The 24,979-nt window shown below is 53.4% G+C and carries 18 protein-coding genes and 1 pseudogene; 13 read left to right on the top strand and 6 right to left on the bottom strand.

Features of this window, described 5'->3' with window-relative positions; genetic code table 11:
* Window positions 1-24: 24 nt before the first annotated feature.
* Window positions 25-3,363: a DUF1553 domain-containing protein gene (locus C5Y96_RS09435; RefSeq protein ID WP_105352434.1), complete on the top strand. Its 3,339-nt coding sequence runs from the start codon at window positions 25-27 to the stop codon at window positions 3,361-3,363.
* An 18-nt stretch (window positions 3,364-3,381) separates the two neighbouring features.
* On the top strand, window positions 3,382-4,896 hold the full coding sequence (locus tag C5Y96_RS09430; protein ID WP_105352432.1) for a DUF1501 domain-containing protein: 1,515 nt from the start codon (window positions 3,382-3,384) through the stop codon (window positions 4,894-4,896).
* A gap of 3 nt (window positions 4,897-4,899) precedes the next feature.
* Here the strand turns inward: C5Y96_RS09430 and C5Y96_RS09425 are convergent, their stop codons facing one another.
* The 5 genes from C5Y96_RS09425 to C5Y96_RS09405 all read right to left on the bottom strand — a co-directional run bounded on the left by C5Y96_RS09425 (window position 4,900) and on the right by C5Y96_RS09405 (window position 13,370).
* Window positions 4,900-7,410 (bottom strand): FAD-dependent oxidoreductase, encoded by a 2,511-nt coding sequence (locus tag C5Y96_RS09425; RefSeq protein ID WP_105352430.1) that lies wholly within the window; start codon window positions 7,408-7,410, stop codon window positions 4,900-4,902.
* Window positions 7,411-7,533: 123 nt separating this feature from the next.
* On the bottom strand, window positions 7,534-9,201 hold the full coding sequence (locus tag C5Y96_RS09420) for an FGGY-family carbohydrate kinase (RefSeq protein WP_105352428.1): 1,668 nt from the start codon (window positions 9,199-9,201) through the stop codon (window positions 7,534-7,536).
* A gap of 4 nt (window positions 9,202-9,205) precedes the next feature.
* Window positions 9,206-10,756: a fucose isomerase gene (locus C5Y96_RS09415; protein WP_233198896.1), complete on the bottom strand. Its 1,551-nt coding sequence runs from the start codon at window positions 10,754-10,756 to the stop codon at window positions 9,206-9,208.
* An 88-nt stretch (window positions 10,757-10,844) separates the two neighbouring features.
* A complete protein-coding gene (locus tag C5Y96_RS09410; protein WP_105352424.1) occupies window positions 10,845-11,768 on the bottom strand; it encodes a dihydrodipicolinate synthase family protein in 924 nt (307 codons plus the stop codon).
* Window positions 11,769-11,828: 60 nt separating this feature from the next.
* Complete coding sequence (locus C5Y96_RS09405; protein WP_233198895.1) at window positions 11,829-13,370, bottom strand: sodium:solute symporter; 1,542 nt, start codon at window positions 13,368-13,370, stop codon at window positions 11,829-11,831.
* Window positions 13,371-13,711: 341 nt separating this feature from the next.
* On the opposite strand from C5Y96_RS09405, the gene C5Y96_RS09400 reads away from it, so the two are divergent.
* Window positions 13,712-14,482: a GntR family transcriptional regulator gene (locus C5Y96_RS09400; RefSeq protein WP_105352420.1), complete on the top strand. Its 771-nt coding sequence runs from the start codon at window positions 13,712-13,714 to the stop codon at window positions 14,480-14,482.
* On the opposite strand, the gene C5Y96_RS09395 is transcribed toward C5Y96_RS09400, so the two are convergent.
* Window positions 14,479-16,002, bottom strand: coding sequence for a sulfatase (locus C5Y96_RS09395; protein ID WP_105352418.1), 1,524 nt, complete (start codon window positions 16,000-16,002; stop codon window positions 14,479-14,481). The genes C5Y96_RS09400 and C5Y96_RS09395 overlap by 4 nt on opposite strands.
* 234 nt (window positions 16,003-16,236) lie before the next feature.
* On the opposite strand from C5Y96_RS09395, the gene C5Y96_RS09390 reads away from it, so the two are divergent.
* The 10 genes and pseudogenes from C5Y96_RS09390 to C5Y96_RS09345 all read left to right on the top strand — a co-directional run.
* Window positions 16,237-17,385 (top strand): tyrosine-type recombinase/integrase, encoded by a 1,149-nt coding sequence (locus C5Y96_RS09390; RefSeq protein ID WP_105352416.1) that lies wholly within the window; start codon window positions 16,237-16,239, stop codon window positions 17,383-17,385.
* 720 nt (window positions 17,386-18,105) lie between these two features.
* Entirely contained in the window at window positions 18,106-18,858 is a 753-nt protein-coding gene (locus tag C5Y96_RS09385; RefSeq protein WP_146115589.1) for a hypothetical protein, read from the top strand.
* A gap of 22 nt (window positions 18,859-18,880) precedes the next feature.
* On the top strand, window positions 18,881-19,393 hold the full coding sequence (locus tag C5Y96_RS09380) for a DUF4339 domain-containing protein (RefSeq protein ID WP_105352412.1): 513 nt from the start codon (window positions 18,881-18,883) through the stop codon (window positions 19,391-19,393).
* A 60-nt stretch (window positions 19,394-19,453) separates the two neighbouring features.
* A complete protein-coding gene (locus C5Y96_RS09375) occupies window positions 19,454-19,858 on the top strand; it encodes a GYF domain-containing protein (RefSeq protein WP_105352409.1) in 405 nt (134 codons plus the stop codon).
* Window positions 19,859-20,830: 972 nt separating this feature from the next.
* The gene (locus tag C5Y96_RS09365; protein WP_146115588.1) at window positions 20,831-21,289 is read left to right on the top strand and encodes a hypothetical protein; all 459 of its coding nucleotides are present in this window, start codon (window positions 20,831-20,833) and stop codon (window positions 21,287-21,289) included.
* Window positions 21,290-21,562: 273 nt separating this feature from the next.
* Window positions 21,563-23,614, top strand: coding sequence for a recombinase family protein (locus C5Y96_RS09360; RefSeq protein ID WP_105352402.1), 2,052 nt, complete (start codon window positions 21,563-21,565; stop codon window positions 23,612-23,614).
* 102 nt (window positions 23,615-23,716) lie between these two features.
* A complete protein-coding gene (locus C5Y96_RS27320) occupies window positions 23,717-23,878 on the top strand; it encodes a hypothetical protein (RefSeq protein ID WP_158261157.1) in 162 nt (53 codons plus the stop codon).
* 115 nt (window positions 23,879-23,993) lie between these two features.
* Window positions 23,994-24,356 (top strand): DUF1257 domain-containing protein, encoded by a 363-nt coding sequence (locus C5Y96_RS09355; protein WP_105352400.1) that lies wholly within the window; start codon window positions 23,994-23,996, stop codon window positions 24,354-24,356.
* A 4-nt stretch (window positions 24,357-24,360) separates the two neighbouring features.
* Window positions 24,361-24,555 (top strand): DUF2997 domain-containing protein, encoded by a 195-nt coding sequence (locus tag C5Y96_RS09350; protein ID WP_105352576.1) that lies wholly within the window; start codon window positions 24,361-24,363, stop codon window positions 24,553-24,555.
* 6 nt (window positions 24,556-24,561) lie between these two features.
* A pseudogene (locus tag C5Y96_RS09345) lies at window positions 24,562-24,979 on the top strand (hypothetical protein); the annotation flags it as partial.

The following is a 24,979-nucleotide window of genomic DNA, read 5'->3' as shown; positions in this document are numbered from 1 at the left end:
TAAACACTTGTCGGAGGCGATAGTATGTCGCGAATCTGCCTTACCATTCTAGCTCTTGTGGTCTTACCGATGACCATTTCGGCGGATGACCTACCACCGCCGCTGGAAAGGCAGGTCAACTTCGAAGCGGACGTACTGCCCCTGCTCGAAGCGAAGTGCCACGATTGCCATGGTGAGTCCGCTCAAGAGGGAAAAATTCGCTTGGATCGCAAGGCCTCGCTGATTCGCGGTGGAGATTCCGGCGAGCCAGGTATCGTTGTCGGCAGCAGCGACAAGAGCCACTTGATTCAACTTGTCGCTGGATTGGAGAAGGGCCTGCGTATGCCGCCTGATGAGGCGGATGCGTTGACGGACGAGGAAGTCGGTGTGCTGCGAGCCTGGGTAGATCAAGGAGCCAAGTGGCCAGGTCCCCATGGCGAACTCGAGGCAGAAAAACGAACGACCGATCATTGGGCATTTCAGCCCGTTGGGCCGGTAGAGGTCCCCAGTATGGAAGGTGACTGGGGAAATAATCCCATCGATCAGTTTGTCTTGAAGCGTCTCAAAAAAGAGGGACTTTCAGCAACCGATCCCGCAGATCGAAGAACATTGATTCGCCGGCTATCGCTCGACCTGCTGGGATTACCACCATCGCGTGAGGAGGTCGATACCTACGTTCGCGATGACAGTTTTGATGCGACGAATAAGCTGATCGATCGACTTCTGGCCAGTCCACATTTCGGCGAGCGATGGGCTACTCACTGGCTCGACCTCGTGCGTTTCGCAGAGACGCACGGTTTCGAGACGAATCGTGAGCGTCCTCATGCTTGGCGCTATCGCGACTATGTCATACGTGCGTTCAACGAAGACATGCCGTACGACCAATTCATCCGCGAGCAGATTGCCGGGGATAGTTTCGCCAGCCCAATGGGTTTGGGATATCTAGTGGCCGGGCCATTCGATCTGGTCAAGAGCCCAGATATCAACCTGACATTGATGCAACGTCAGAACGAACTGGATGACATCATCAATACGACAGGGACAGCTTTCCTAGGGCTGACGATCGGATGCGCACGTTGTCATAACCATAAGTTTGACCCCATTCTGCAGTCCGACTATTACTCGATGCAGGCAGTCTTTGCAGGAGTTCAGCATGGGGATATGACTCTACCCATGTCCAACGATCAACTGGCACGCGCTAACGAGCTAATGGAGGAGATCACCCAACTGGAAAATGAACTCGCTGCCTATGCGCCGAAAGCAACCGGAAGTCGATTCGTCTTGATTGACGACGATCCTGAAGTCCCGGGCGATTTGGTCGAACGACTCAATCCTATCGCTGGAAAAGGGATCAACTTGCCGGGAAGTGCACCTGGACAGGCAAGCGATGCGGGGGACTCAAAGCGAAGTGCCAACGTGAGTGGAGGGAAGTACTCGTGGTGGAAACACAAACCGGATGAGCCAGTGATTGCTTGGAAGCCGAGGGTGAAGGGAACTTATCGCGTATGGTTGTCGTGGGGATGTGGCTATGACACGCATTGCCAGGACGCACGCTACGTGATCGATCATGATGGCAACCCAAGTACGCGGGAAGACTGGGAAGTGATTGCGATTGTCAATCAGCAACAGTTTGCCAGCGGTGAAGTTCAGCTCAAGAGCGAACCGATGTGGAGTGGTTTCTTTCACGCATCGATTTCCGAGCTAGATATCGATGATCGAATCCTTCTGGTAGGTGGATCTACAGGCACTGCCCTGACTGCGGATGTGCTTCTACTAGAGGAAGTCGGAACGGAAACAACATCGGTTCCTGACAAACCAGTCTTTCGTGAAGCAGTGACAGCGACGGGAAATGTAGAGAACATCCAGCCGCATCCGGCCAAGTACATTCGGTTTACGATCGAGCAGACGAACACTAGCTCGCAGCCTTGCCTGGATGAACTGGCTGTGTACTCGCAGGGACGCAATGTTGCCTTGGCCAGCGAAGGAGCGAAGCCGAGTGCTTCGGGAACCTTAGATGGGTACTCCATTCATAAACTTGTCCATATCAACGATGGAAAGCACGGGAATAGTCACAGCTGGATTGCCGACACGAGTGACAAGGGATGGATTCAGATCGAACTGGCAAAGCCATTCAGCATTGATCGGATTGAATGGGCAAGAGATCGCGAGGGAAAATATGCTGATCGCCTGCCGACCGAGTATTGCATTGAACTGTCGGTCGACGGGCAGAACTGGAAGAAGGTCGCTGGGAGCTTTGATCGCCTTCCATTTCATGCTGGTGAGATGAAGTTGGAAACGCAATATAGGTTCGCTGGATTACCAGATTCCGATGCCAATTTGGCGAAGGCGCTGTTAGGTCGGCTTAAAACGGTGAAGCAAGAACTGGACACTGTCACAAAGCCAACGATGGCTTACGCTGGAAAGTATCAACAACCAGGTCCCACGTATCGGCTTTATCGAGGCGAACCTCTCCAAAAGCGGGAGGAAGTAGCACCAAACGTACCCGAGATCTTTTCCGATCTCAAATTGCCAAACGATGCGCCAGAAGCCGAGCGGCGTCGGAAGCTGGCCGAGTGGATCGCTTCGCCTGACAACCCGTTAACGGCTCGGGTGATCGTTAATCGTATCTGGCAGTTCCATTTCGGGACGGGCCTCGTAGATACACCAAGCGATTTAGGAGCGGCCGGTGTGCCTCCTTCTCATCCTGATCTTCTCGATTGGCTAGCCAGGGAACTTGTTGAAAGTGGATGGTCGCTGAAGCATGTTCACCGTCTTGTCTTGCAATCGGCTACCTACCAACAAGCAAGTCGTCCCAACCCAGATGGATTGACTAAAGATGGCGGGTCGAGGCTTCTATGGCGGTATCCTCCGCATCGGTTAGAGGCCGAGCCCATCCGAGATTCGATGTTGTCTGTTTCTGGTGTATTGGACGTGAGCCAGGGTGGACCAGGTTTTAGTGCGTTTGAAGTGGAAGCAGAGAACGTGCGGCATTACCATCCCAAGAAGTCCTTTGGCCCGGAAGACTGGCGGAGGATGGTCTACATGACGAAGGTAAGGATGGAGAAGGATGCCGTGTTTGGTCTACTAGATTGTCCCGATTCCGCGACGTCAGTTGCTAAGCGGTCTCGTTCGACAACGCCACTTCAGGCTCTGAATCTGTTCAATAGCAAGTTCGTCTTGCAGCAGGCTGAGCTGTTCAGCAAGCGGCTGCTAGGCGAATCGGACTCGGCAGATCGTCAGGTCGTGCGGGCCTATCAACTGTGCTTTGGCCGCGAGCCAGATGAGCAGGAAGCGGTTTCTGCCCAAAGTTTCATACAACAGCAGGGACTGGAAGCATTCTGTCGTGCTTTGCTCAACAGCAATGAGTTTCTCTTTATTCAGTAGGCAAACCAGGGTGAATCGATGAATAGTACAAGTAATGGAACTCGTTTGCCACTGGGAACGCATATGCTCAATCGACGTAACTTTCTAGGGCATACGGTATCGGGATTGGGTAGCATCGCCTTGTCGATGATACTGGCTCAGGAAAGACTACTGGCAGAGAACGCCCGCTCGGTTGGTGGCAAGCAGCCTATTCGTCCCGACATCGATCCGGGGCAGCCGTTCGCTCCGCGCAGTTCCCACTTACCGGCCGCCGCCAAGAATGTGCTTGTCATCTTCTGCTCTGGTGCCTGTAGTCATGTCGACACGTTCGATTACAAGCCTGAATTGATCAAGCGGCATGGGCAAGCAATGCCAGGGGCAGATAAGCTGGTGACCTTTCAGGGACAACAAGGAAATCTGACCAAAAGCCCGTGGAAGTTTCGCCCATACGGTGAGTGCGGCAAGATGATCTCCGATCTTGTGCCACAACTTGGAGAACTGGCCGACGACATCTGCTTTATTCATTCGATCAAAGGAAAGACAAACACCCACGGCCCAGGCGAGAACTATATGTCAACCGGGTTCACGTTGGACGGGTATCCCAGTATGGGTGCATGGGCGACTTATGCACTGGGAAGTGCCAATGAAAATCTTCCGGCATACGTGGCCATTCCAGACCCACGAGGAACACCCCAAGCATCGGTCAACAATTGGGGACCGGGCTTCTTGCCGGCAGCTTTCCAAGGTACAGACTTCAATGCGAATAAGCCTATTCGAAACTTGTCGATGCCTGAGGGAATCGACCCTCGCAAAGATGCCGCCACGCGTGACTTTCTAAACGAGCTGAATGCTCGACATCTCGAAAAGTTTCCCGGTGACAGCGAACTGGCTGCGCGGATTTCAAGCTACGAACTGGCCGCGCGCATGCAAATGACGGTGCCGGAGGTGAGCGACCTTTCTACCGAATCGTCGGAAACCTTGAAAATGTACGGCGCGGATGACGCGCAAAACACCTTGAAGGCCTCCTATGCCCGGAACTGCATTTTGGCTCGACGTCTCATCGAACAAGGCGTGCGGTTTGTACAATTGTTCAACGGAGCCTACCAAACCGGAGGCGAAGGGGTTAGCAATTGGGACGGCCACAAGGCGATTGAATCGCAATACAGCGTCCATGGGCCCGTGCTTGATCAGCCAACCGCTGCCCTTATTAAAGACCTAAAGCAGCGGGGGCTTTTGGAAGATACGCTCGTGGTCTGGTGTACCGAGTTCGGTCGCATGCCAACCTTTCAAAAGGGAGCCAGTGGCCGTGACCATAATCCCGAAGGTTTCACTTGCTGGTTGGCAGGTGCCGGTGTAAAAGCACCGTTCACGTATGGGGCGACCGATGAATTCGGATACAAGGCCGCTGAGAATATCGCTGACGTGCATGATTTCCACGCAACAATACTTCATCTTCTGGGACTCGATCATGAAAGACTGACGTTCTATCACAATGGAATCGAACGTCGCTTGACTGATGTGCATGGGCATGTCATCAAGGATATCCTGGCATAGCGGCTATTTGTCCAAGGGTTCGATAACCAGCCAGTTGATACACGTGTTACTGCCACCTTTCGTTGTGCCAAGCGTAAGCGTCAAGCGTCCGTCTTCTATCGTGACATCGGTGACAATCTCAGCGAATATGCCTGATTGCGTATCCAGGTGTTCAGCGACCACCTTTCCTTCGATCTGTAGGTTTTGCCCGAGCTGTTCGTGCCCAGCGTCTCCCAGGCAGACAGAAACGCGGTAATGGCCATTGGGTAGTGCGCATTCCCAGACATCTTGGGCCCGCGTAAAGACAAATGCGTTGGCAAGCGGTTTTTCAAATGCTTCGCGCTCGCGAATGTTCTTGGTCAGATTTTGATGCCAGCCAAATCCGACCTGGGGCTGAAACAGCAAGCCAATGTCCTTTTGGAAACCAGGTACATCATGGCTATTGGCTGCCGTAAAGTTGATGGCAATCGAACCGGTTGCGAATTGACCATCGTTATCAGGAATTCCATCGCGAGACGGATCGTTTTTCCATGATTTCCAGCCTGGTGTGTACGGCAAGGGATCTTGCTCGTCGAGGACTCCATCTAAATCGGCATCCACAGGATCGAGCCGTTTCCAATTCGGTGTTTGTTGTTTGGCCAGGATAGTCCAGGCCTGTTGGGCCGCTTCTCGTCGAGTCGGCGGAACCTTCCTGTCCTTCAATATTGTAACGTCGTACCCTTGTGCGGCCGCATTCGACACGATCTGAGAGTACCAGTCAGCAGTAACAGGGGCATCGGCATGAAAGGAAGTATCGGCAGGCCCTAACTCCAACACCCGTCGTAGAGCCAATTGTTGAATCGCAGCAAATCCTGGTTCCAGGGGATCGACATCGGCAAACGGCCAGATGGCAAGTGGGGCTCCGTCTTTCCCGTCGAGCAAACCATCCCAGATCTCGGCAACATGTTCTCGTTGCTTATAGAGTTGGGAAGGGCTGATGTCATGTCGAAGGGTCACTGCGGCGACAGCTCCACTGGCCTGTCCGGCATGAATCGACTGGTCGTGCAAGCGACAGGAAGAACTGACGATACTGGTGTAACCGAGATTCTTCTGGGCTCCCAGTAGCCCTTCAACGCCGGCTGGAACAAACGATCGCAAAGGGAAGACAGCCCGTCCGGTACCGCCCCGCCCAAACCGTCGATTGCCGCGGAAGCTGGCCTCCCAGGGGCCCTCGTCCAGTCGATCTGTCCGCCACGCGCGTTTGGTTGGATGAAAATCGAGCTCGAACTGCCACGAAAACACCGCATCCGGAAACATGGTCGTCGCGTAGTTGGACCTTGCTTCAAATCCCAGTACTTCCTGTTCGCGAATCACATGATCGGCATTCAGGCGGATACTCTCGCGGATGTATGGCTTAGGAGGCAGTCGATTGGGGGTGCCGAACTCGGAACTGAGCCCCATCTTGCGAAACTTCGGGAACTTCTGCTGCAGGTAGTACAGGAACTTGAGCGAATGATTCCGGGCATCAGCAAAAACGATCGACCGTTGTGCCGGCGTCATCGCGGCCAGCGGTTTTCGAGATGCCCCCTGCTCCGTCTCTTCCAAAGTCTTCGCGACATCGGCCGGAAAGACATCCAAGGGGTAATCGATTGGGGGTGTGTTGATTAGCAAGACATCTGGGTGATGGATCTGGTCGTATCCATTGCCATCGACTAAACGCCGAGTGGTGTACGCAAACTTCTCGTCAATCCAGCCCCATTGTCCTGTGAAGTATTGTTCGTCGTAACCTTCTGGCTGCGGGATGAGACTGTCTTCGGTCCTCTCTTCGACAATTAGACACCAGGTTATAGGATTCACGTCCGTTGTTGGTTCGCCAGATTCGGGAGCACTCGGTTCGTCATATTCGGCGCGAGCATCAAGACCAACGTCCCACCCCGCCCCAGACTTCTGAATGACATCTCCCCAGTCGCTGGCATCGATCGTCACTTTCGCCTGAACTATTAAGCTTTGTCCTCCCGCAGTTGACCGAAAGGTAACGCCATGCACGCGATTGGATTTCGTCAAAACCGATTCGACAGCGTAGTTTGAGTAACGCTGAATCTGTCCGGTTGACTCGTACGGGGCTAATAGCTCGCGAAAGACTTGTTCGGAAACGACGGGCCGACTCGTTGTGATGACGCGTGTGTTGCCCGGGCGACGCACGCCACCATAGAGCTCAGCATTCTTCGTTTCAATAGCGTCGATAACGTCCCGGAAAATTCCACTGCGAGGAATGGGTACCGTTCCGTCGTAACCGTGCCCACGGTTTTCATCGATTGCTCCTAACGCCTCGGCACTAAACTGCCCACCGAGCCATTCAATGTCGTTGACCAGCACGATCCGCTTGACTCCCATGCGGGCCGCTTGAACGACTGCCGCGCAGCCAGATTCGGTTCCGCCAACCACCAGGAGGTCAGCCTCGATCTCTTCCTGAGCATGAGCATTCGGAAGTAGAAGGAGTATAACGAACACGGAAAGGCAAAGAGGATGTGCCATTCGCTGACGTGGATGCGGCATGATTGGGTGCTCCGTAGTCGTTTACGAAAGCAACCGGCGCTGGCGAGATTCGCGAGGCGGGTTGGGACAAGTTGCGCGAAGATCTATATCATAAGATTCCACGTGGCTGTCGACAAACAAACTTTAGTCGAAGTGTTTCGTCATCAATTCTCGATATGCGAGTTGGTCGGTGTGCAGCTTCTGGAATACTGTGTACTTTGTCTGATGATACTCCATCGTCGCTCCTTTTGTCGGCTCGAGAATGGTTTCAGCGGCACTCATGGTAGCCATGGCATGCAGCAGGTCATTTCGTTCACCTGAGGCCACTGCGCCCAGCATGGCGCTTCCCAGCAGCACGGACTCTGGTTCTTTGGGAAGTACAACACGACAGCCGGTGATGTCGGCATGCTCGCGCAGGAATATCAGGTTCTTCGTGCCGCCGCCACAAGCAAAGATCGTATCGATACGGTACCCTGCAGCGTTCATGGATTCGATGATGTGCCGGGTGCCATAGGAGATCGCTTGAATTGTCGCCAGGTAGAGCACGGCCAGATCGTCCAACGTCGCGGAAAGCGAGAGTCCAGAGACCATGCCACGAAGGGTTGGGTCTGCCCATGGTGAACGGTTGCCATGGAAATAGGGGCAAACATGGAGTTCGCGCGTCAGCGATGCAGGCACCTTTCGATCTTTGGAAAGGGACTGTAGCCGGCAATTTAATACTTCATACACGCTTTGATTGGATGTTTCGGCCTGTTGATAAAGCTCAGGCGTTGCACCATGGTTGTTGATTACAAAATCGATCAATGCTCCGGTTGCAGATTGGCCTCCTTCGGTGAGCCACATTCCGGGAATCATGGCCGAATAATAGGGGCCCCAGATACCTTGAATAAAGCGTGCGTCTTGTGATGCAGCCATATGGCAACTGGAAGTGCCGCCAATTAATGCCAGGCGGCGATCAAGGGCTTGTGCATCTGGCGGGGTTCCTGCGAGTGTGGCTCCAATCATTCCAATGCCACCAGCATGGGCATCGATGATCGAAACGCCTACGGCTGTGCCAGAGAGCAAGCCAAGTTCGGCAGCTGCTTCGGGCGAGAGGCCACTTCCGATTGCTTCTCCCATCGGGCGTACATCGGTTCCGACGCGGGCGAATTTCTCGGCAACCAGGTCCCCTAGGCCAATCGATTCAAAGTAGGTCGCATCCCAGCAGCCGACATGCTCATTGGCATTCTCATGCCCTAGGTACGTCCACTTACAAACGGTGCTACAAAGCGAGCGTGTTTCCTCTCCGGTGGCGCGATACGTCAGGTAATCAGGCAGATCGAAGAACTTCTTGGCACGCTGCCACGTTTGTGGAAGATTCTCTTTGAGCCAAAGCAACTTCGGGGTTTCCATTTCCGGCGAGATGACATTCCCGACGTATTTCAAGACATCGTAGTTGCCTTCGTTGATCCGAGCAGCTTGAGCGGTTGCCCGGTGGTCCATCCAGACAATCACATTCTGATTGTCGTTGCCGTCAGGGCTTACGGTCACGGGACTGCCATGTTCATCAGTAGCCACCAGCGAGCACGTTGCGTCAAAGCCAATGCCGCGAACGGATGCCACATCGATTTGTGCCCAAGAGACCGCTTCCCTTACACATTTGCAAACGGCCTGCCAGATGTTGGTCGAAGACTGTTCGACGAAATCCGTGCGTGGACGAAACGTCTCAATGGGCTGAACGGCTGAAGCAAGCATTGCTCCGTTGCCATCAAAAACGCCTGCACGAGCACTACCTGTGCCGACGTCTACTCCAATGAAGTGGCTAGCGTTCATCGTGTTAACCTTTCTGATCCCAGCGCGAGCCGTCCTTTTTTGTACCGCACAGGTTCACTCGAATCCCTAGGGCCGTAGCCATTGCGGCTCGGGTCCAGAGTGCCTCGTCAGCTGCGGCGACGTCCGTCGCATATGCTACCTGGACGTGATTGGCTTTGTGTTTCGCCATCATTTGATCGCGGGAAACACCATAGGTTACGCCATGCATGATGGGCCAAACGGATGTCGTAGCTTCCAGCCTCCGCTTTGTTTCTTCGGGTGGAAGGGTGATCGACTCCCCTCGACCGAGATCCATGTAAAGGGCGTTGTCGGCGACATAGATTCGCGACCAGACGATCTCGCCTGCGCGAGAGACGCCTGACAGAGTGGAACCCCCCTTAGGAAAGTACATCGCAGGCTGGCGATAACCGTGGCATTGATCCCATCCGCCGAGATGTTCCGCTGGTGCGGACCCCGAGATCTCGAATACCCAGACATATTCGTCGGTGGTCCCCGATTCGTCGGCACAGCCCCAGCGAAGGTCGTGTAGCGTTGTCTCTACCGGTTGCTGAAGGGCTCGGTGAATACGATGTATCATCAACGCGTCGAGTCCAGCACATTCGTCAACTTCGTTGAAGTGAGGAATCGCCTGGCCTGCGAAGAGTTCCTGGCTTCCTTGTTGATCAAGCACCGGGGGACGTTTAGTACTGTTCAGCGTTCCTTCAACCAAATCACTTGCTGGTGTCAGGTCTTTCAGGCCTTGCTGATACTGAATACCGATTGTTTCACAACCAAAATGATCGGCCAGGCGAACGGCCGCTATGTACATGCGGCATTGTTCGAGTACCTGGTTGGGGGTCAGATCCTCGGCGTCGTCTTCGCCGAAGTGAAACTGCATGCCTTCTTCTTCGAACCAATGAAAAACTTTTTCAGCGTCAGCATCACTTACTTCTCGCATTTCTGCATACAGAGCGGACTGACTGAGGCGCTCTTTGAAGACACCGACCGGATGGAGAAGGTGGTCAGGAATGATTGCGTTGAACATTCCCATGCACCCTTCGTCAAACACGCCCATGATTGCCTTTTGCTGACGCAGTTGGTCGGCAAGTTGCTTACCCAATTGGCCGGCCGATTGTGGAATCCATTCCGGGGCCATCGCTGAAACATGTTCAGTCGTGTGGTTAACGCTACCTGTTTCCAGCCATGTCTTCAGGTGTTCGAGGAAAAACTCGTCCGTAAAATCTTCACTCCAAAGCGTTGAATAAGCCGTACCGGCCTTTGTCAGAGAGCCATTCAAGTTGAGCATACCCACCAATCCTGGCCACTGGCCTGACCAGTTGGCGATGGTGAGAATAGGGCCGCGATGACTAATGAGTCCTGCCAGGACATGATGCGAGTACTGCCATACGGCTTCTGCGACAATCAAGGGGGCATCAGGATCGATGGAGCGGAACACCTCCATTCCGCGTTTTTGACTATCGATAAATCCGTGCCCCTGCTCGGTGACGTCATGGGCACGCTGGAGTTGGTAGCCTAATTTCTCGACGGCACCTTGCAGTGCTTCTTCGAGAGCCATTTGGGCGGGCCAGCATTTCTGATTTGCGGAAAGACGAGAGTCGCCACTGGCGACTAATTGCACTGGGGGCTGCTGAGTTGGCATGGGCTTAGCTTTGGGTGACGGGGATATCAAGCTGATTCAAGATTTCAGCGACTTGTAACCGCTGGGGAGTGCGAAAACTGTGAAACGGTTCGGCCATGAAATCGTTGCAAATACCCATCAACGATAGACAACACTTGGTGGCCTTGATGTACTTCGAGGCGTACTTGCCAATCTCGTAAATACGTTGAAAGTCGTTGATGCGATTGTGTAATTCTGCCAGCTTGACGTCGTTGTTGGCAAGCTTTGCTTCATAGCATTCCACGAATAGCCGCGGCAAGACATTGGCACCACCAGCGACCGCGCCATTGCCGCCAAGTTGTATCGCCTCTGGCAGCTTGGCTTCCGGCCCGATCATGACGGACCAGTCAGGACGAATCGATTTGAGTCTCACCGCTTCTTTAAAGTAGGTCATGTCGCCACTACTATCTTTGAGTCCGACAATTCCTTCGAGGTCGGAAAGTTGCTTTAGCGTATCGATCTCGAACCATACCTTGGTTAGCTGTGGCATGTTGTAGAGCATCAGCGGCAGAGGAAGTTCTGGCGTGATGTTTCGTACGTAGCTGATCAGTTCTGTTTGACCTGCCGGAAAGTAATACGGGGTGGTAAGAACGAGTGCGTCTGCCCCTGCGTCGGCAGCATGCTGAGCTAGGGCAACCGACTCGACGAATGCCGTGTCGGTAATACCGACCAGGACGGGAATTCGATCACCGACTTGACGGCAGACGGTATCAATCAGTTCTCTCCGCAAGCGATAACTCAAGCTAGGGGCTTCACCTGTACTTCCTAGAATGAACAACCCATGAACGCCGCCATCGATCGTATGTTCGATCAAGCGTTCCAGGCCTTCATGATCGAGTTGATCGCGTCCTGTCAAAGGTGTCGCGAGAGGCGGAATGATTCCGTGAAACGGTTTGTTTGGCAAGTTCACTAGGTTGTTACCTTGGGAGGTGAAAATTCGCGATGGTAGTCGCGGTATGTGTTTTCAATATTATTCGTTAGTGTTTGTATCGGTTTCGCCAGAATCATCCTGGGTAGTCGCTGGACCAAAAAAATAGGCTAGAAGCCAGCCGACGAGCAATATGGTCATCGTTCCGAAGACAATAACCAGATAATTGTTGAACGGGCTGGCGATTGTGCCCCAGTTATCGGGCCAGAAGTCCGTGCGAGACAGGGTCATCCAAAGGATGACGATCACGCCGAGGACGACTCCTGCGATTGCTGCCCCGTTCCCTGCTTTTCTTGACATCATTCCCAGCAGAAATAATCCAAGCATGCCGCCACTAAAGATACCTGCCAACTGCCACCATGCATCCAAAATGCTTTGAACTTCCATCATGGCAATCGCGGTGGTGGTACCGATAATGCCCCACGCCATGGTGCTGAGATATAAAACAACCATAGACTCACGATCGGTTGCCTGGGGGCGAATGAATCGACGGTAATAGTCTGTTAGTGTCAGTGTGGCCGCTCCGTTCAGGCTCGTCGAAAGGGTGCTCATGGCTGCGGCAAAAATAGCCGCGACGAGTAGGCCGGAAACGCCAGTGGGAAGACCGTCGACGATGAAGTAAGGAAAAACACCGTCCCCCTTTCCTGCTGCGATTTCGGCCTGCAGGGATTTGGGCAGTAGTTCGGGCTGTATCGTGTAGTAAGCAAAAAGAGCTGTGCCGATCCATAAAAAGATGATCGAAATCGGTACATAAACGAGAGCGCCAATCCAGACCGATTTGCGCGCATCGCCATCGGACTTGGCGGCAATGTAACGCTGTACGTAACTTTGATCGATGCCGAAATTCTGTAGATTGATGAACATTCCATAGATCAAAACAATCCAGAACGTTGGCTGAGAAAGGCTGATCCCCATCGAGCCGAGGCTGAATTTGCCATGGTTGGATGCGATCTCCATCATCTGTGATGCCCCATCTGGCATACTCAGGGGAAGAATGATGGCACAAGCAACGGCACCGGATGCCAGAACAATACTTTGCAGAGCGTCGGTCCAGATAACCCCTTCGATTCCGCCGAGAAGCGTATAAAGCGTGGTAAGACCGCCAGTGACAAGGATCAGTGCCGGAATGTTCCAACCCAATAGCTGGTGAAGCGGCAACGCCAAGAGGAACATGACGGAACCCATGCGCGCGACTTGGGTAAGAAGGTAGCAAGTAGCCGCATAGGTACGGGCCCATACGCCAAAGCGTTGTTCCAGATGTTCATAGGCGGAAACCGCATCCCCTTGGCGGTAGTATGGGACGAACCAGATGGTGGCGACCCAGGCCGCCAGAGGAAGCGAAAGACTAAACGCCAAGGCATTCCAGTCGCTTGAAAATGCCTTGCCTGGCAGTGCTAGAAAGCTGATGCTACTCACATAGGTGCCGAATATGGAGAGTCCCACCACCCAGCCTGGCATCGAGCGACTGGCGGCCATGTAGCCTTCGGGATTGCGGCTCTTGCGGAAGAACCAGACGCCGAGCCCAACTACCCCAAGAAGGTAGATGACGAGCACAGCGACATCGGCGACGGCAAATTGGTGCACAGGAAAAGCCTCATTCAATGATGGAGAGGATCGCAAGCAGCATTGGCCAAATTGCTTTGGAATACCACTGGTATCCCAGAGTATGAACGTCCACGGACGGTCATGCAAGTCCTTTCAAGCTGTGAATGGTAATGCGCCTTGCGTTGTGTCCCCGTCGAGACCGTGACATGGCGACACGTAACGGAATTGCTAAGACAGGTTGATCTTGAGTCGGCAGAAAAGTACTTGCCATGCGGATGAGACCGTGGTTTGCTACAATGTCTTCGGAGCAACAGGTTTACGATTGTAACCAGGCCCATCAATTCTAAGCGGTAACCTACTCCTTTTCTCACTTGGAACTTATGGAAAAGATTCCACGGCGCAAGCAAGCCTATCAATACATTCAGCAGCGAATCTTGTCGGGCGACTTACCGGCTGGAACGCAGATCTCAGAGCTTGCGCTGGCAAAAGAAATCGGCATGAGCCGAATGCCGATTCGAGAAGCGATTCGGCAACTCGAAGTGGAAGGTTTGGTTCGGCAGGTTCCTCGATTTGGCACGATTGTCCACTCCTTGGATCGCTCGGAAATGGCTGAGCTTTATGAAGTGCGCGAGGCCCTGGAAAGTCACGCCGCAGAGTTGGTTGCGGGTCAACTTACCCATGAAGATAAGCAGATATTGTCGCTTCTCTGCAACAAGATCATGCTTGTCGCTCGTGAACTTCGGGATAGCCGAGAGAAGATGCTAAGCCCTGAATGGATGCAAAAGTTTCTCGCGGCTGACATGGGTTTTCATATGGTGATTTTGCGCGCCAGCGGAAACCGCCGCATGATGAAGATCGTGTCGGATCTCCGCGTGCTATCGCGGATATTCACGGCGCAGCGCGAAACGCACGATTTGAAAATCGTGACAAGCGTCTATCGCTTTCATCGTCGAATACTTCGTGCGCTAAAACACGCTAACGGAGAAATGGCCCGCTATTGGATGCGGGAACACATTCGCGAAAGCCGTCGTCTGGCGCTTGAATCGTTTGATCGACGTCAGGCAATGGGGGACGCGCGAAGCGCCCTGCCATTAGCCCTTCCACAAGACTTGTTGGAAGAGATCAATCAAATTGAAGCAGGCGAGACTTAACGCGGCATCGCCATTCTGGCATGGTGATCTCGCAGGTATTGATGAAGCGCCGCTCTGAGTTCAAATGACTTTGCGGTTTCTATTTCGCTAAGATCTACTTGTTCGGACGGATCCTTTGCGAGATTGTAGAGTTCGACACGATCGTCTTCGGCAAACCAAATCAGTTTAAAGTCTTCTCGCCGGATGGCTGATTGTGGCTTTGTCTTGCTGACAACGAAGTCATCGACACCAATCGTTGGTTTCGCCTTGTTGTAACCAGTTTCCGGGTGATAGTAGGGAAAATGCCAGATAAGATCCCGTGACTCTTGTTCCGAAATAGGATAAGCCCGAAGGGGGACGGCCTCCCCTTCTACTCCCTCATTATCTCCACCAGAGGCCTGAACAAAGGTCGAAGGTAGATCATAACCAACCACTGGCGTGATGCTTTCAGTGCCAGGTTTGGTTCTGCCCGGCCAACGCACAATGAGCGGTACACGGATGCCACCTTCATAAAGATTCCATTTGGATCCACGTAAAGGCGCGTTCGCAGTGTACTCGGGATGGCCGCCGTTGTCGGAGAAGAATACAACCAGTGTGTTGTCCGAAGTGCCACTTGCCTCAACGGCATCCAGAATCTCTCCAACATGGTGATCGAGGGTCTCCAGGAATGCCGCATACTTGACGCGATTAGCCCGGTTCTTAGCATCGATGGGAATGGTGTTTTCGTAGTGATCGGTCAACCACTTCAGCGGCGTTCGGACAGGTGTATGTACATAGAAAGAAGATGCCATGGCAAAGTAGGGCCGTTCGTGCGGCTGGCGAATGTAGCGGCAAACTCTTTCGACCATCGAGTCATCGGCAAAGCGGCCTTCGGCATCGATGGTGGCAGGCGGATTTTGTCCCCAAGAATACGGATGCGCTCCGAAGTCCTCTTCCGCGATTTGAAATCCTTGTTGCTTCGGTCCGTGCGTTGGGCTCCAGCCAAGGTACCGTCCGTGATGTTGGTTGAGATGCCACTTTCCGAAGAAGGCTGTTTCATATCCCTGTTCGGTCAGCCTTTCCGCGATCGTGCTTTCGGCCAGAGCAAGGTTGAGTGTTAATGGCGGTGCAACAAGAGCCGTAGGTCCGTCGATGTTCTGGCTGCCCGGAGAATTCTTCGTGACGAACTCGAAGCCCAGACTGGCTGTTGTCTTACCGGTCAGTAGGCTCGCGCGAGAGGCGGAGCAGATGGGAGCCGACGCGTAGGCATTGGTGAAACGTACCCCGCCGTCAGCTAATCGATCGATGTGCGGAGTACGATGCCATGGGTGGCCATAGCATTTCAAATCGGACCAAGCCAGGTCATCGGAAAGTATCAAAATGATGTTAGGACGATCTCTTGACTCGGCGTTAAGTGGTGCTGTAAAAAAGAGTTGTGCGAAGAGCACCAAACTCGCAGCAGACGCAAGTGTAGTTATTCTGTGTAGCAAATGACGTGGGAATGTTCGGCGGCAACCGGACGTTCCTGAACGACGCGTCGAAATGGCAAGGAATTGAAACATGTGGAATCCCATTCTTCGGATGACGAGCCTGCTGCGCTCGTTTCGATCTCATGGCTGGCTGCATTTACGGCTTGGCACGCGCATAAAAAGACCAAGGGATCGCGGTCGGCAAACCGCATGGTGATCCCTTGGCGGCAAGGAACCGAAACCGGTTCCAGCTCTTAGTGTCCTCTCTCGAATTTCATAAGTCAATTCCCGGCGGCAACCGGGATAACCTCTGGAGGTAAATTAGGAATGGCAAGGAATCGAAAATCGCGTCGCCAGCAGCATGGTTCTGCGTGGCACTGGAAGCAGACGGACTGCTGGTATTTCACTCCACCTGGCACTAAGAAGCGAGAAGCTCTCTTCGACGAGGACGGTGAGCGGATCCGGGGCAAGGAGAACAAGGAGGCGGCCCAGCTGGCGCTGGCCCGGATCAAGTTGACTGATGAGTTGACGCCTGTCTCGTCGGCACCCTCGAAAGACTGGACGGTAGCCCAGGTCTGCGAGATCTACTTGGCGGATCTCACGAATACGGCGACTCCAGAATGGGTTAGGCTTTGCCAGACCTGGCTGAACGACTTTTGTGGCTACTGCGGAGCATTGTCCGTCTCAGAACTCAAGAAAAAACACTTGCGAACCTGGCTCCAAAAGCACAAGACCTGGAACAACAACTCGCAGCGGAATGTCATTGCCTGTATCAAGGCCGCGTTCAATTTCTGCTGCAAGTTTGATGATCTCGATATCAACCCACTTTCCAGCTATCAGAAGCCTGCAGCCACAGCTCGCGTGACTTCGTTCAGCCCCGAAGAAGAAAAAGAGATCTACGCGGCCACGAATAAAGCCCATGCCTTGTTTCTGAAGTGCTGTATTTTGACGGGAGCTCGTCCTTTCTCCGAAATGGCGATGGTAACGGCTGATCACGTTGTCGAAACGCCGCACGGCATGTTCTATTTGCTGAAGGCTCGTACCGCAGAGGGCGGCCACGGTCATAAGGCCGCCAAGAAGACCGGCAAGGATCGGCGGATCATGCTCTGTGAGGAGATGGAAGCGATCACGCGGCGACTCATGCTCGAAGCACCGAAGGACTCCGGGATCCCGCTGCTGCGAACGACACATGGAAAGCAGTGGAAGCGCTGCAATGGCGTTCAGCAGTTTTGCAATGTCAAGGAAAAGCTCAACCTACCGGACGACCGCGTGACCTATACGTGTCGCCACACGTTCGCCAAGCGAACGCTATCCGGGTACTACACGGGCCAACCCACCACGATTGAAGTCTTGGCAGGCTTGATGGGCAACACACCGAAAGTTTGCTGGGATTGCTACGCCCAGTGGGCGGACGACTACAACGATCCGCTTTGGGCGGCACTTGGTAAGTCCAAAGCGAAACGATCGGCTGCATAGAGATTGTTGAGAAGGCTAGAAATGGGGTGGACCGGCGTGTTCGCCCCGTGTTTTGCTAAATTTAGACCGTTTTCGCGTCATAATACATGAGGAGATCCCTTACCATTTGGATCTTCCCAGAACGCTGTAAAATGGCCAGGAATCGTGAAGTCTTATCTAAATTCGGTCGTTTTTCGTGTCATAGAACTTGTTATTAGCAGAACCGCTTTTTAAACGTTGGAAACGACAGTCGATATACACTTCGGCGGCTCTTAAGAGGAGAGAATTCAGCAACCGCACGACATTTTCGCATCCTGCTGACATGCGTGAGGTTCTCTTCCATCCAAGCCATGGAAGTCGTGATGTCGTCGAGCTATCATACGGGGGTGCTATTCCCGAAGTTGGAGAGCACCGAGTTATTCCATTTAATTACGTAATTACCTCCGGTTAGGCCCGGATTTAACACAATTTGATCGACGCGCAAGCGTCAAGGCTACTCCGTCCAAATTCACCACCCTGAGCCGAAAGGCTCTTGTAAGCACAGAAGTAGCACTTGGCTGCGTTCCGCAAGGGACGCCGGCCGGTGCTGTTCTGTGCGCCCTGTGGTGGGGCTGGACGGACAGGCTGGTTCGGCGTCCTTTTATATGCGCCTAGCCACGCCCTGGTACGTCCTGCTGAAACTGTTTTGAGGTTCTCCGCCTCGACAGCAGGCTTACGACCCACCACTACCAGGACCTTTTTATGACGAACGATTCTTCCATGGAGTCCCACGCCGCGACTACGCGGTGGTGGATCTCAACCGCGGGCAAGGTCGAAGGCCCCTTTCCCCAAGGCCACGTGATTGACGCGGTCAACGCTGGCGACATCCCCATCACAGCCCATGCGTGCCCAGTTGGCGGTACGCAGTGGAAACTTTTGGGGCAGTGGCCGCCGTTTGCCGAGATGGTGCCCCCAGCGCCAGAGGTTATTCCTCCCCCTCCTAACCCTCCAGCTTCCTTGCCCGACGATTCTCCGTTGACCAATCCCCGATTACCGGCGATCGCCAATTGGATCTGCATCTACGCAATCTTGGTCTGCCCTGTGTTTTGGGCGATCGGCTATCTCTCACTCTGTGTAACAGGCTCAACCTATCACCCAGACTCTCGATTCGTTGGATTCGAAATCCTCTTAGGAATCGCAGACTTTTTCGCTTCCCTAGTAGCTATGGTCTTCAAGGTGATCGGTGGATGCAGGCTGCGAAATCTCAGGTCGTCCGGTACCAAGATTTTGAAGTGGAGCATGTTGGCCTATCTCGCTTTTGTGATGCTTCAGCTTCTCATCATCATCCCGATCGCCGTCGTTGCCTCGGAAAGTGACTTTGCGGAAACCACACCTGCGGGAGAGATCATTTCCTTCCTCATGATCATCATGGCACTCGGGACATTAGCCTTCGAGATATTCGCGATCGTATGGCTTCACCAGAACGCCGACCGACTACCTCTTGAGAACAACTGAGCACCAAGTGAGGAGAAACTCCATGGATCAAGAAGCATGGTATTTCGAGCACAACGGACAGCGAGTGGGTCCGTTCTATCGAAATGAGCTCGCCGAGTTGGCAAAAGGTAAAATCCTCGATACGAGCAGTCGATTGGTTGACGCTTTGGGGCAGACTGTACTGTTGCCGGAACTACTTGGCTTGGGTTCCCGTGTTCAGATTGTCCCGGAAGCTAATACGACAGATACAGTAGGCATCGGTAGCTCGCATGGCGATGGTGAAGAACTTGTGACTGCCGAGATCGTACCTGCTTCTCGCGATTTGGAGCATTTGCCTACAGATAGCGACAGCCTGTCGCTATCTGAGTTCATCGCCTATGGGCTCGCGTTTCTCTTTCTACCGATACTCTGTGTCCTGGTTAGTTCCCTCCTCTATTACGTCTGGAAATCTTCGTCTCCCTGGAAGGCTCAGCAGATCAACCTTTTGGGGTTTGGCGTGTTCTTCCTACACATCCTCTTCGGGTGCGTGCTTGGAATGCTGGCAGAAGGTTCGTGAAGATACGCAATCTTGACATCGAACGGATTGAATTGTTGAGCAATAGCCGAAAGGAACTTTATGAGCGAACAAGAGTGGTACTTCGAACACGCGAATCAGAAACTTGGACCTTTTCGAATAGCAGCACTTCAACACTTAGCAAGTGCTGGGCTGATTCACTCGCATACAAAGGTGATCGACTCCACAGGAATTTGCTCAGATGCGAATGATATCGTGGAGTGTTTGCCAATTCCTCCATCTCCTCCATTGCCAGAGGAGATGTTTCTAGCTCGAAGCACTTCGAATCACTCTAAAGAGAATGATTTGATCAATACTGATCTCTCCATTTCCAACGTATTTCGATTCCTTGGATCGTTTCTGCCTAGCGCGGCGACAATTGGTGGATTGATTTTCGTGGTGTTTATGCTTTCTCGCCTCGGTTACTTTTTAAAGCTGTGCTGGCAGGCAATATTTTCGACCGATTAGCAAGGCACTTCCCTAAAAGCCTCTGAGGGCACGTCTATTGGAGACGATTCTTAGATAATCCGCACCGAGTCACTTCGTCGATATGTTAGTTTCTTCAGCCGTGACGGGGCGTCGAATACGACAATCGCGGCTCAAGCATTCTACGTACCAAAAATAAACCCCTGCCTCAGAATTCTTGAGGCAGGGGTATTTTATTGGCCTTTGGATTGCCGTCCGCTGGCCTTTGCCGCCAAGGTATTTCAATAGGGGCGAAATGAGACTAATCTGGCCGCCCCAGGGGAGTCGTGATGAAGAGCCTTTTCGGCTTGGGAGATTGGCTCCGCCGGGGTTTCTTAGCCTGGGGTTGAACTCGCATCAATCCCAATAACCGATCGATTTCGTTTTCTGAAATTCGAATACGACCCTGGCCTCGACCACCTCCTTGGTAGTATTCAATCGAAACACTTTCGCCACGTATTTGAAATTGGCCCAAGTCGGATTGACTCAACCACCCGTAGAAAGTTAACACGGAAATGCCGAGACGCTCGGCAGCGTCTGCGGAAGACAGAAGTTTGCTTGGGGTTGGCATGAGACTTGGAAACCATCATGTTGCGATTGGGAACATGATCACGAGTATCCCCAGTGAGATTCCGCTGGCGTTCCGCTGACGGGAATTCGCAACTATTGACTAAACGGGCATGCGAAAACCAAACGAAAGATAGGAACACTGAGCGACCCCATCTCCAGACTCAGGGAACAAGAATGATGAACGCACCAGCGCAATTGAACAAATCGCTATCCAATGCCGCATTCGATAAATTACGCGAAGCTGCTTTGAGGATTCGTACTCCTAAATCGGCTTGCGATCTGTGGGAGCAGGTCTTTTCTCCTAGCGATCGTCTGCGACTTCATCGATTCTTAGGCGTGACTTGGAATAAAGACGACGCATGCAAGATGTGGATAGAGTTACATGCCTGCTCGAAGGTTCGAGCCGTGATTGAAATCGCCCACGTGCTCGACCATCTATCGTCCAAGGATTTTCGGTGGCTATTGCAGGAAACGGGCGAACTCATGGACAGTGATGCATCCTACAAGGATGCAATCTCCCGCAACGACCTCGTCCTTAATTCCCTCGATCGCAAAATATTCTGGAAAGGTGCCCCCATCGTCCTCGACTGGTCCCACGATGCGAAATGGTACTTTATGTGGGAACTTGCGCGTCAAGCTAAAGCGGGTCTATCCCTCGACCGTTTGGATTTCGCACGAAAGAAGCACGAGTCGTATCTATCGAAAGTGAAATCGGATCTCGCGAAACACGACGAATTCCCTGATGAACTCGCTGTATTGATCGAACCTTGTGGAATCGGTACGCAAAAGCTCCAATTGCCACAGGAGCAGATTCGGCTCTTCGAGCATCACGTTGGAGGTGAAATCCGCGAATGGCTGCCGTGACCTAAATTTTGGCCGAAAACGTGTCATATAACTTGAGGGCTCTCCTAGCCTTCAGGCCAAGAGTGTGACCTGTAGTTGAACATCGTAACGCTCCGTTTTCACGGAGCGTTTTCTTTTGCGCGGCATGTCTCGTCACGCATTTCTGTGAATTCCGCTGAGCGGAATACCAGCGGAACCGCCAATCCTAGCCTGATCCCATACCAAGTCTTCATGGGATCCCCGAGCTCGTCGCTCGGTTGCCTCTCATGAAATGTCAACAGAGGAGGTTCAACTATGGACCAAGACCTGCCTAGCATGGGTGCGGCTAATGAAAAACTCACCTCCGAAGTTGTCAAATGGTGGACCGAGATGTCCGCCCTATGCAACTTCGTCCTGACCGGCTTCGATCCGGAAGCGTCCTTGGAAAAACGAATCGAATGGGCCATCGACTGTGGCTATGAGATCGGAACCATCTATTCTCGATTCAGCACGAAATTGCAGCATTCGACCGATGACCAGGTGCGAGAGTGTATCCAGTGGGCGGCTAAGAATCGCATCTATATCCCACCGGAGTTGATTTCGGTAGATGAGGGAGTCAAGGGAAGGCGAACCCAGCGTGCTGGACTCGACCGAACGACAGTGATTCTCCGTCAACGGTATGCCAAGGTCCTCTTGGTGTACAAGGCGAGCCGCTTGTTTCGCCAAGCAGGTAAAGGTTACCAGTTCATTAACGAGGAGGTTGTGGAGGAAGGGCTCCGTGCTGTAAGCGTTTCCCAAGGTATTGATACCAACGACGGCAAGACGTGGAAGCTCCAGTTGCAGATCCACGGCCTCTTTGACGATCTGCTACTCGAAGCGATCGCAGATCATGTCCGTTCGGGATTGACTGGACTCTTCCTCAATGGCTGGATCACGGGTGCGATTGGGATCGGCTATCGCCGCAAAGAGATCCCCGGCGCACCACTAACAAACCGCGGACTTCCCCGCACCATGCCCGAGGTCGACCCTGAAGTCGCCAAGCTAGTCCGTGAGCACGCGCAGCTCCTGCTTGACGGAATGTCGATAGGAGAAGGCGTCAGGCGTTGGAATGCAGCCAACGGCCCAGTTGATCCTCGATCGACCAGTACTAAGCTGCGGCCCCAGTGTTACCGTCGCCTGTTTTCCAATAAGCGTCTCACCGGCAAATGGCAATTCGGACGTTGTCGTAACCAGTTCTCAACCAAGCTCGATAGCGTCAAGCAGGTCGAACAACCGGAAGACGAGGTGGTTACCCTCCAGTGCGAAGAACTACGCATCTTGGATGATGCCACGTTCGATGCGCTACAGCTGATGTTTGCTGCCCGCAAGATGGGACCGCGCGGACCTCGCAAGGACAAGAAATTGCAACTGTGGGATCTGACCACCGAGTTCTTCTTGTGTGACAACTGCAGTACGCCTGAGTCGCCGGTCCGCTTCTACCAGACGGGTGCCAACGGACAGGCGATGCAGTGCAAAAACGGTATCCTTTGTGCATGCAAGTCCGCCGTTCGCCGCGAGGAGGCGGTTAAGGCGGTTTGCGACAGCCTCGCTGAGTTGATCGTGCGTGACGGAGAACTGATCGAGTCGATCGTGCTGCAGAGCCAGCAGTTGGACGCTCAAGCGGACCAGGGCTTGGAACAACAACTGGTCCAGGCTCGTAAGCAGTTGGCTTTGCTCAGCAACCGGGTTAACGATCTGTTCGAGATGTCGGGCGAAGGTACTGAGGACGATCGCAAGGAGATCAAGGCCCGGCTGCGGGCTGCCCAGTTGCAGCGCAACACCGCCCAGAGCGAAGTGAATCGCTTGCAGCGGGCGGTCGACGGGACCACCAGCACGATGACGGTCGAACAGATCCGCGAGCGACTCGCCGAGATGTGTAATCTGTTGAGCACCGCCGCGAATGGCGACCTCGGTGAGGATGCCGTTTACAAGACGCTCGCCGTATTCCGTGCTTTGACAGGCGGACAGATATGGGTCCAGGTCGAGCAGCGCGCGAACCGCAAGCGGACGAATGTCCGGGGAACCTTTCGTCCTCAACTGTTGAAGGCGTTCTCCGAACCGCTTCCAGGGAAAAATGTCCCTACTGCGGAACTGGTCACGGTCTGGCTGCGTAAGCCGCCTCGCCTGGACCTGATCGCCGAACGCGTCCATCAACTGATCGACATCGAGGGGATGAGCCATCGCGAGACAGCCAAGCAGTTGCAGCGCGAAGGCCACAACGTCAATTCGGGAAACGTTTGGTACAGCTACCGTCGCTGGTACGAGATGCAAGGCCTTGAGCCGCCAAACGTTCCCTACAACAACGGCAAGAAGCGGCGCCCTCGATAATCTGACCGCGAATGATTGTTAATCAACGCCTCGTCCTCGTGACGAGGCGTTTTTCACGCGCTAGGCGATTTTTAGACTATCACATAAATGAAAGGAGGACGAATGTCATCCATTTCTGATTCAAATCATGTTCAAGATTCGGAGACCGATTCGCAGCGAGCCCAACTGGCGGCTAACCTCGCCTACCTCGTCGTGCAAGCCCATCGACGCGATCAACAAGACGTCGACCCTTCATCGAATAACGTCGAGGCTCCCGAAAACTAAATTTCTGCCCAAAACGGGGCATAAATAGATGAGGGACATCTTAACCCTTCACTGGTCATCGCCTTCGAGACCCGCGTCTTGACCACATTCTATTTCTTTCTACCCAGGAGGTTCTATGTCACACGTCGTCACCATTGAAACCGAAGTTCGTGATGTTACGGCGATCCGCCAGGCAACACGGCGACTTCAACTTCCCGATCCCACGTACGGTGAGGTTCGCTTGTTCAATGATCGCAAGCGTGGCTGCGCGATCCAGCTTCGAGATTGGCGTTACCCGGTCGTCGCCGACGTGACGACCGGTCGGCTCGATTACGACAACTACAACGGCCATTGGGGCAGCCAGAAAGAACTCGATCAGTTTCTGCAGCGGTATGCCGTCGAACGGGCGACGATCGAAGCCCGCAAGCAAGGCCACACCGCCGTCGAGCAGTCGCTTCCGGACGGAAGCATCAAACTCGTCATTCAAGTTGGAGGGTAAGCTCTTGAAAACTATTGAGATTATCGTCAGCCCGACTGGCGAGTCACGCCTAGAAACGCGGGGCTTTCAGGGCTCAGAGTGTCGCGAGGCAAGTCGCTTCCTAGAAGCCGCCTTGGGACAACAAACGTCCGAGACGCTTACAGCCGAGTTCCACGCCACGGAAATCACGCAACAAAATCAAATTGAACAGAAGGAATAACTGCCTATGGATCCCATACCCGAAACTCCCACTCACGGAACGATCGACCTGGCATGCGTTCTGGTGATTGTCGAGGGAACGAACGATATCGAGTTCCTCCGCCGGATTTCATTGACGCTGCATGCTCACGATCCGGATCTTCCCAACCTGGCGGAAATGGAACAGCAAGGGCACTTGGTATTCGTTCCCTTCGGGGGCAGCAACTTGCCTAGTTGGACCTATCGATTTGCTTCGCTGGGCAAGCCCGAGTTCTTCTTGCTTGACCATGAAGTGCCGCCGGAAACGGAGCAGCGTCAAGAATTGGCCGAGGTCATCAATCAGCGGCCACAATGCCGGGCTGTGCTTACGAGTAAGCGAAGCCTGGAAAACTATCTCCATCCGGCGGCGATTCGTGAGGTTACTCCAATCGAGCTTGCGTTTGGCG

Source organism: Blastopirellula marina (genome assembly GCF_002967715.1).
GTDB lineage: Bacteria > Planctomycetota > Planctomycetia > Pirellulales > Pirellulaceae > Bremerella > Bremerella marina_B.
Note: the sequence above shows the minus strand (reverse complement) of the source record. Positions and strands in the feature narration are given on the sequence as shown.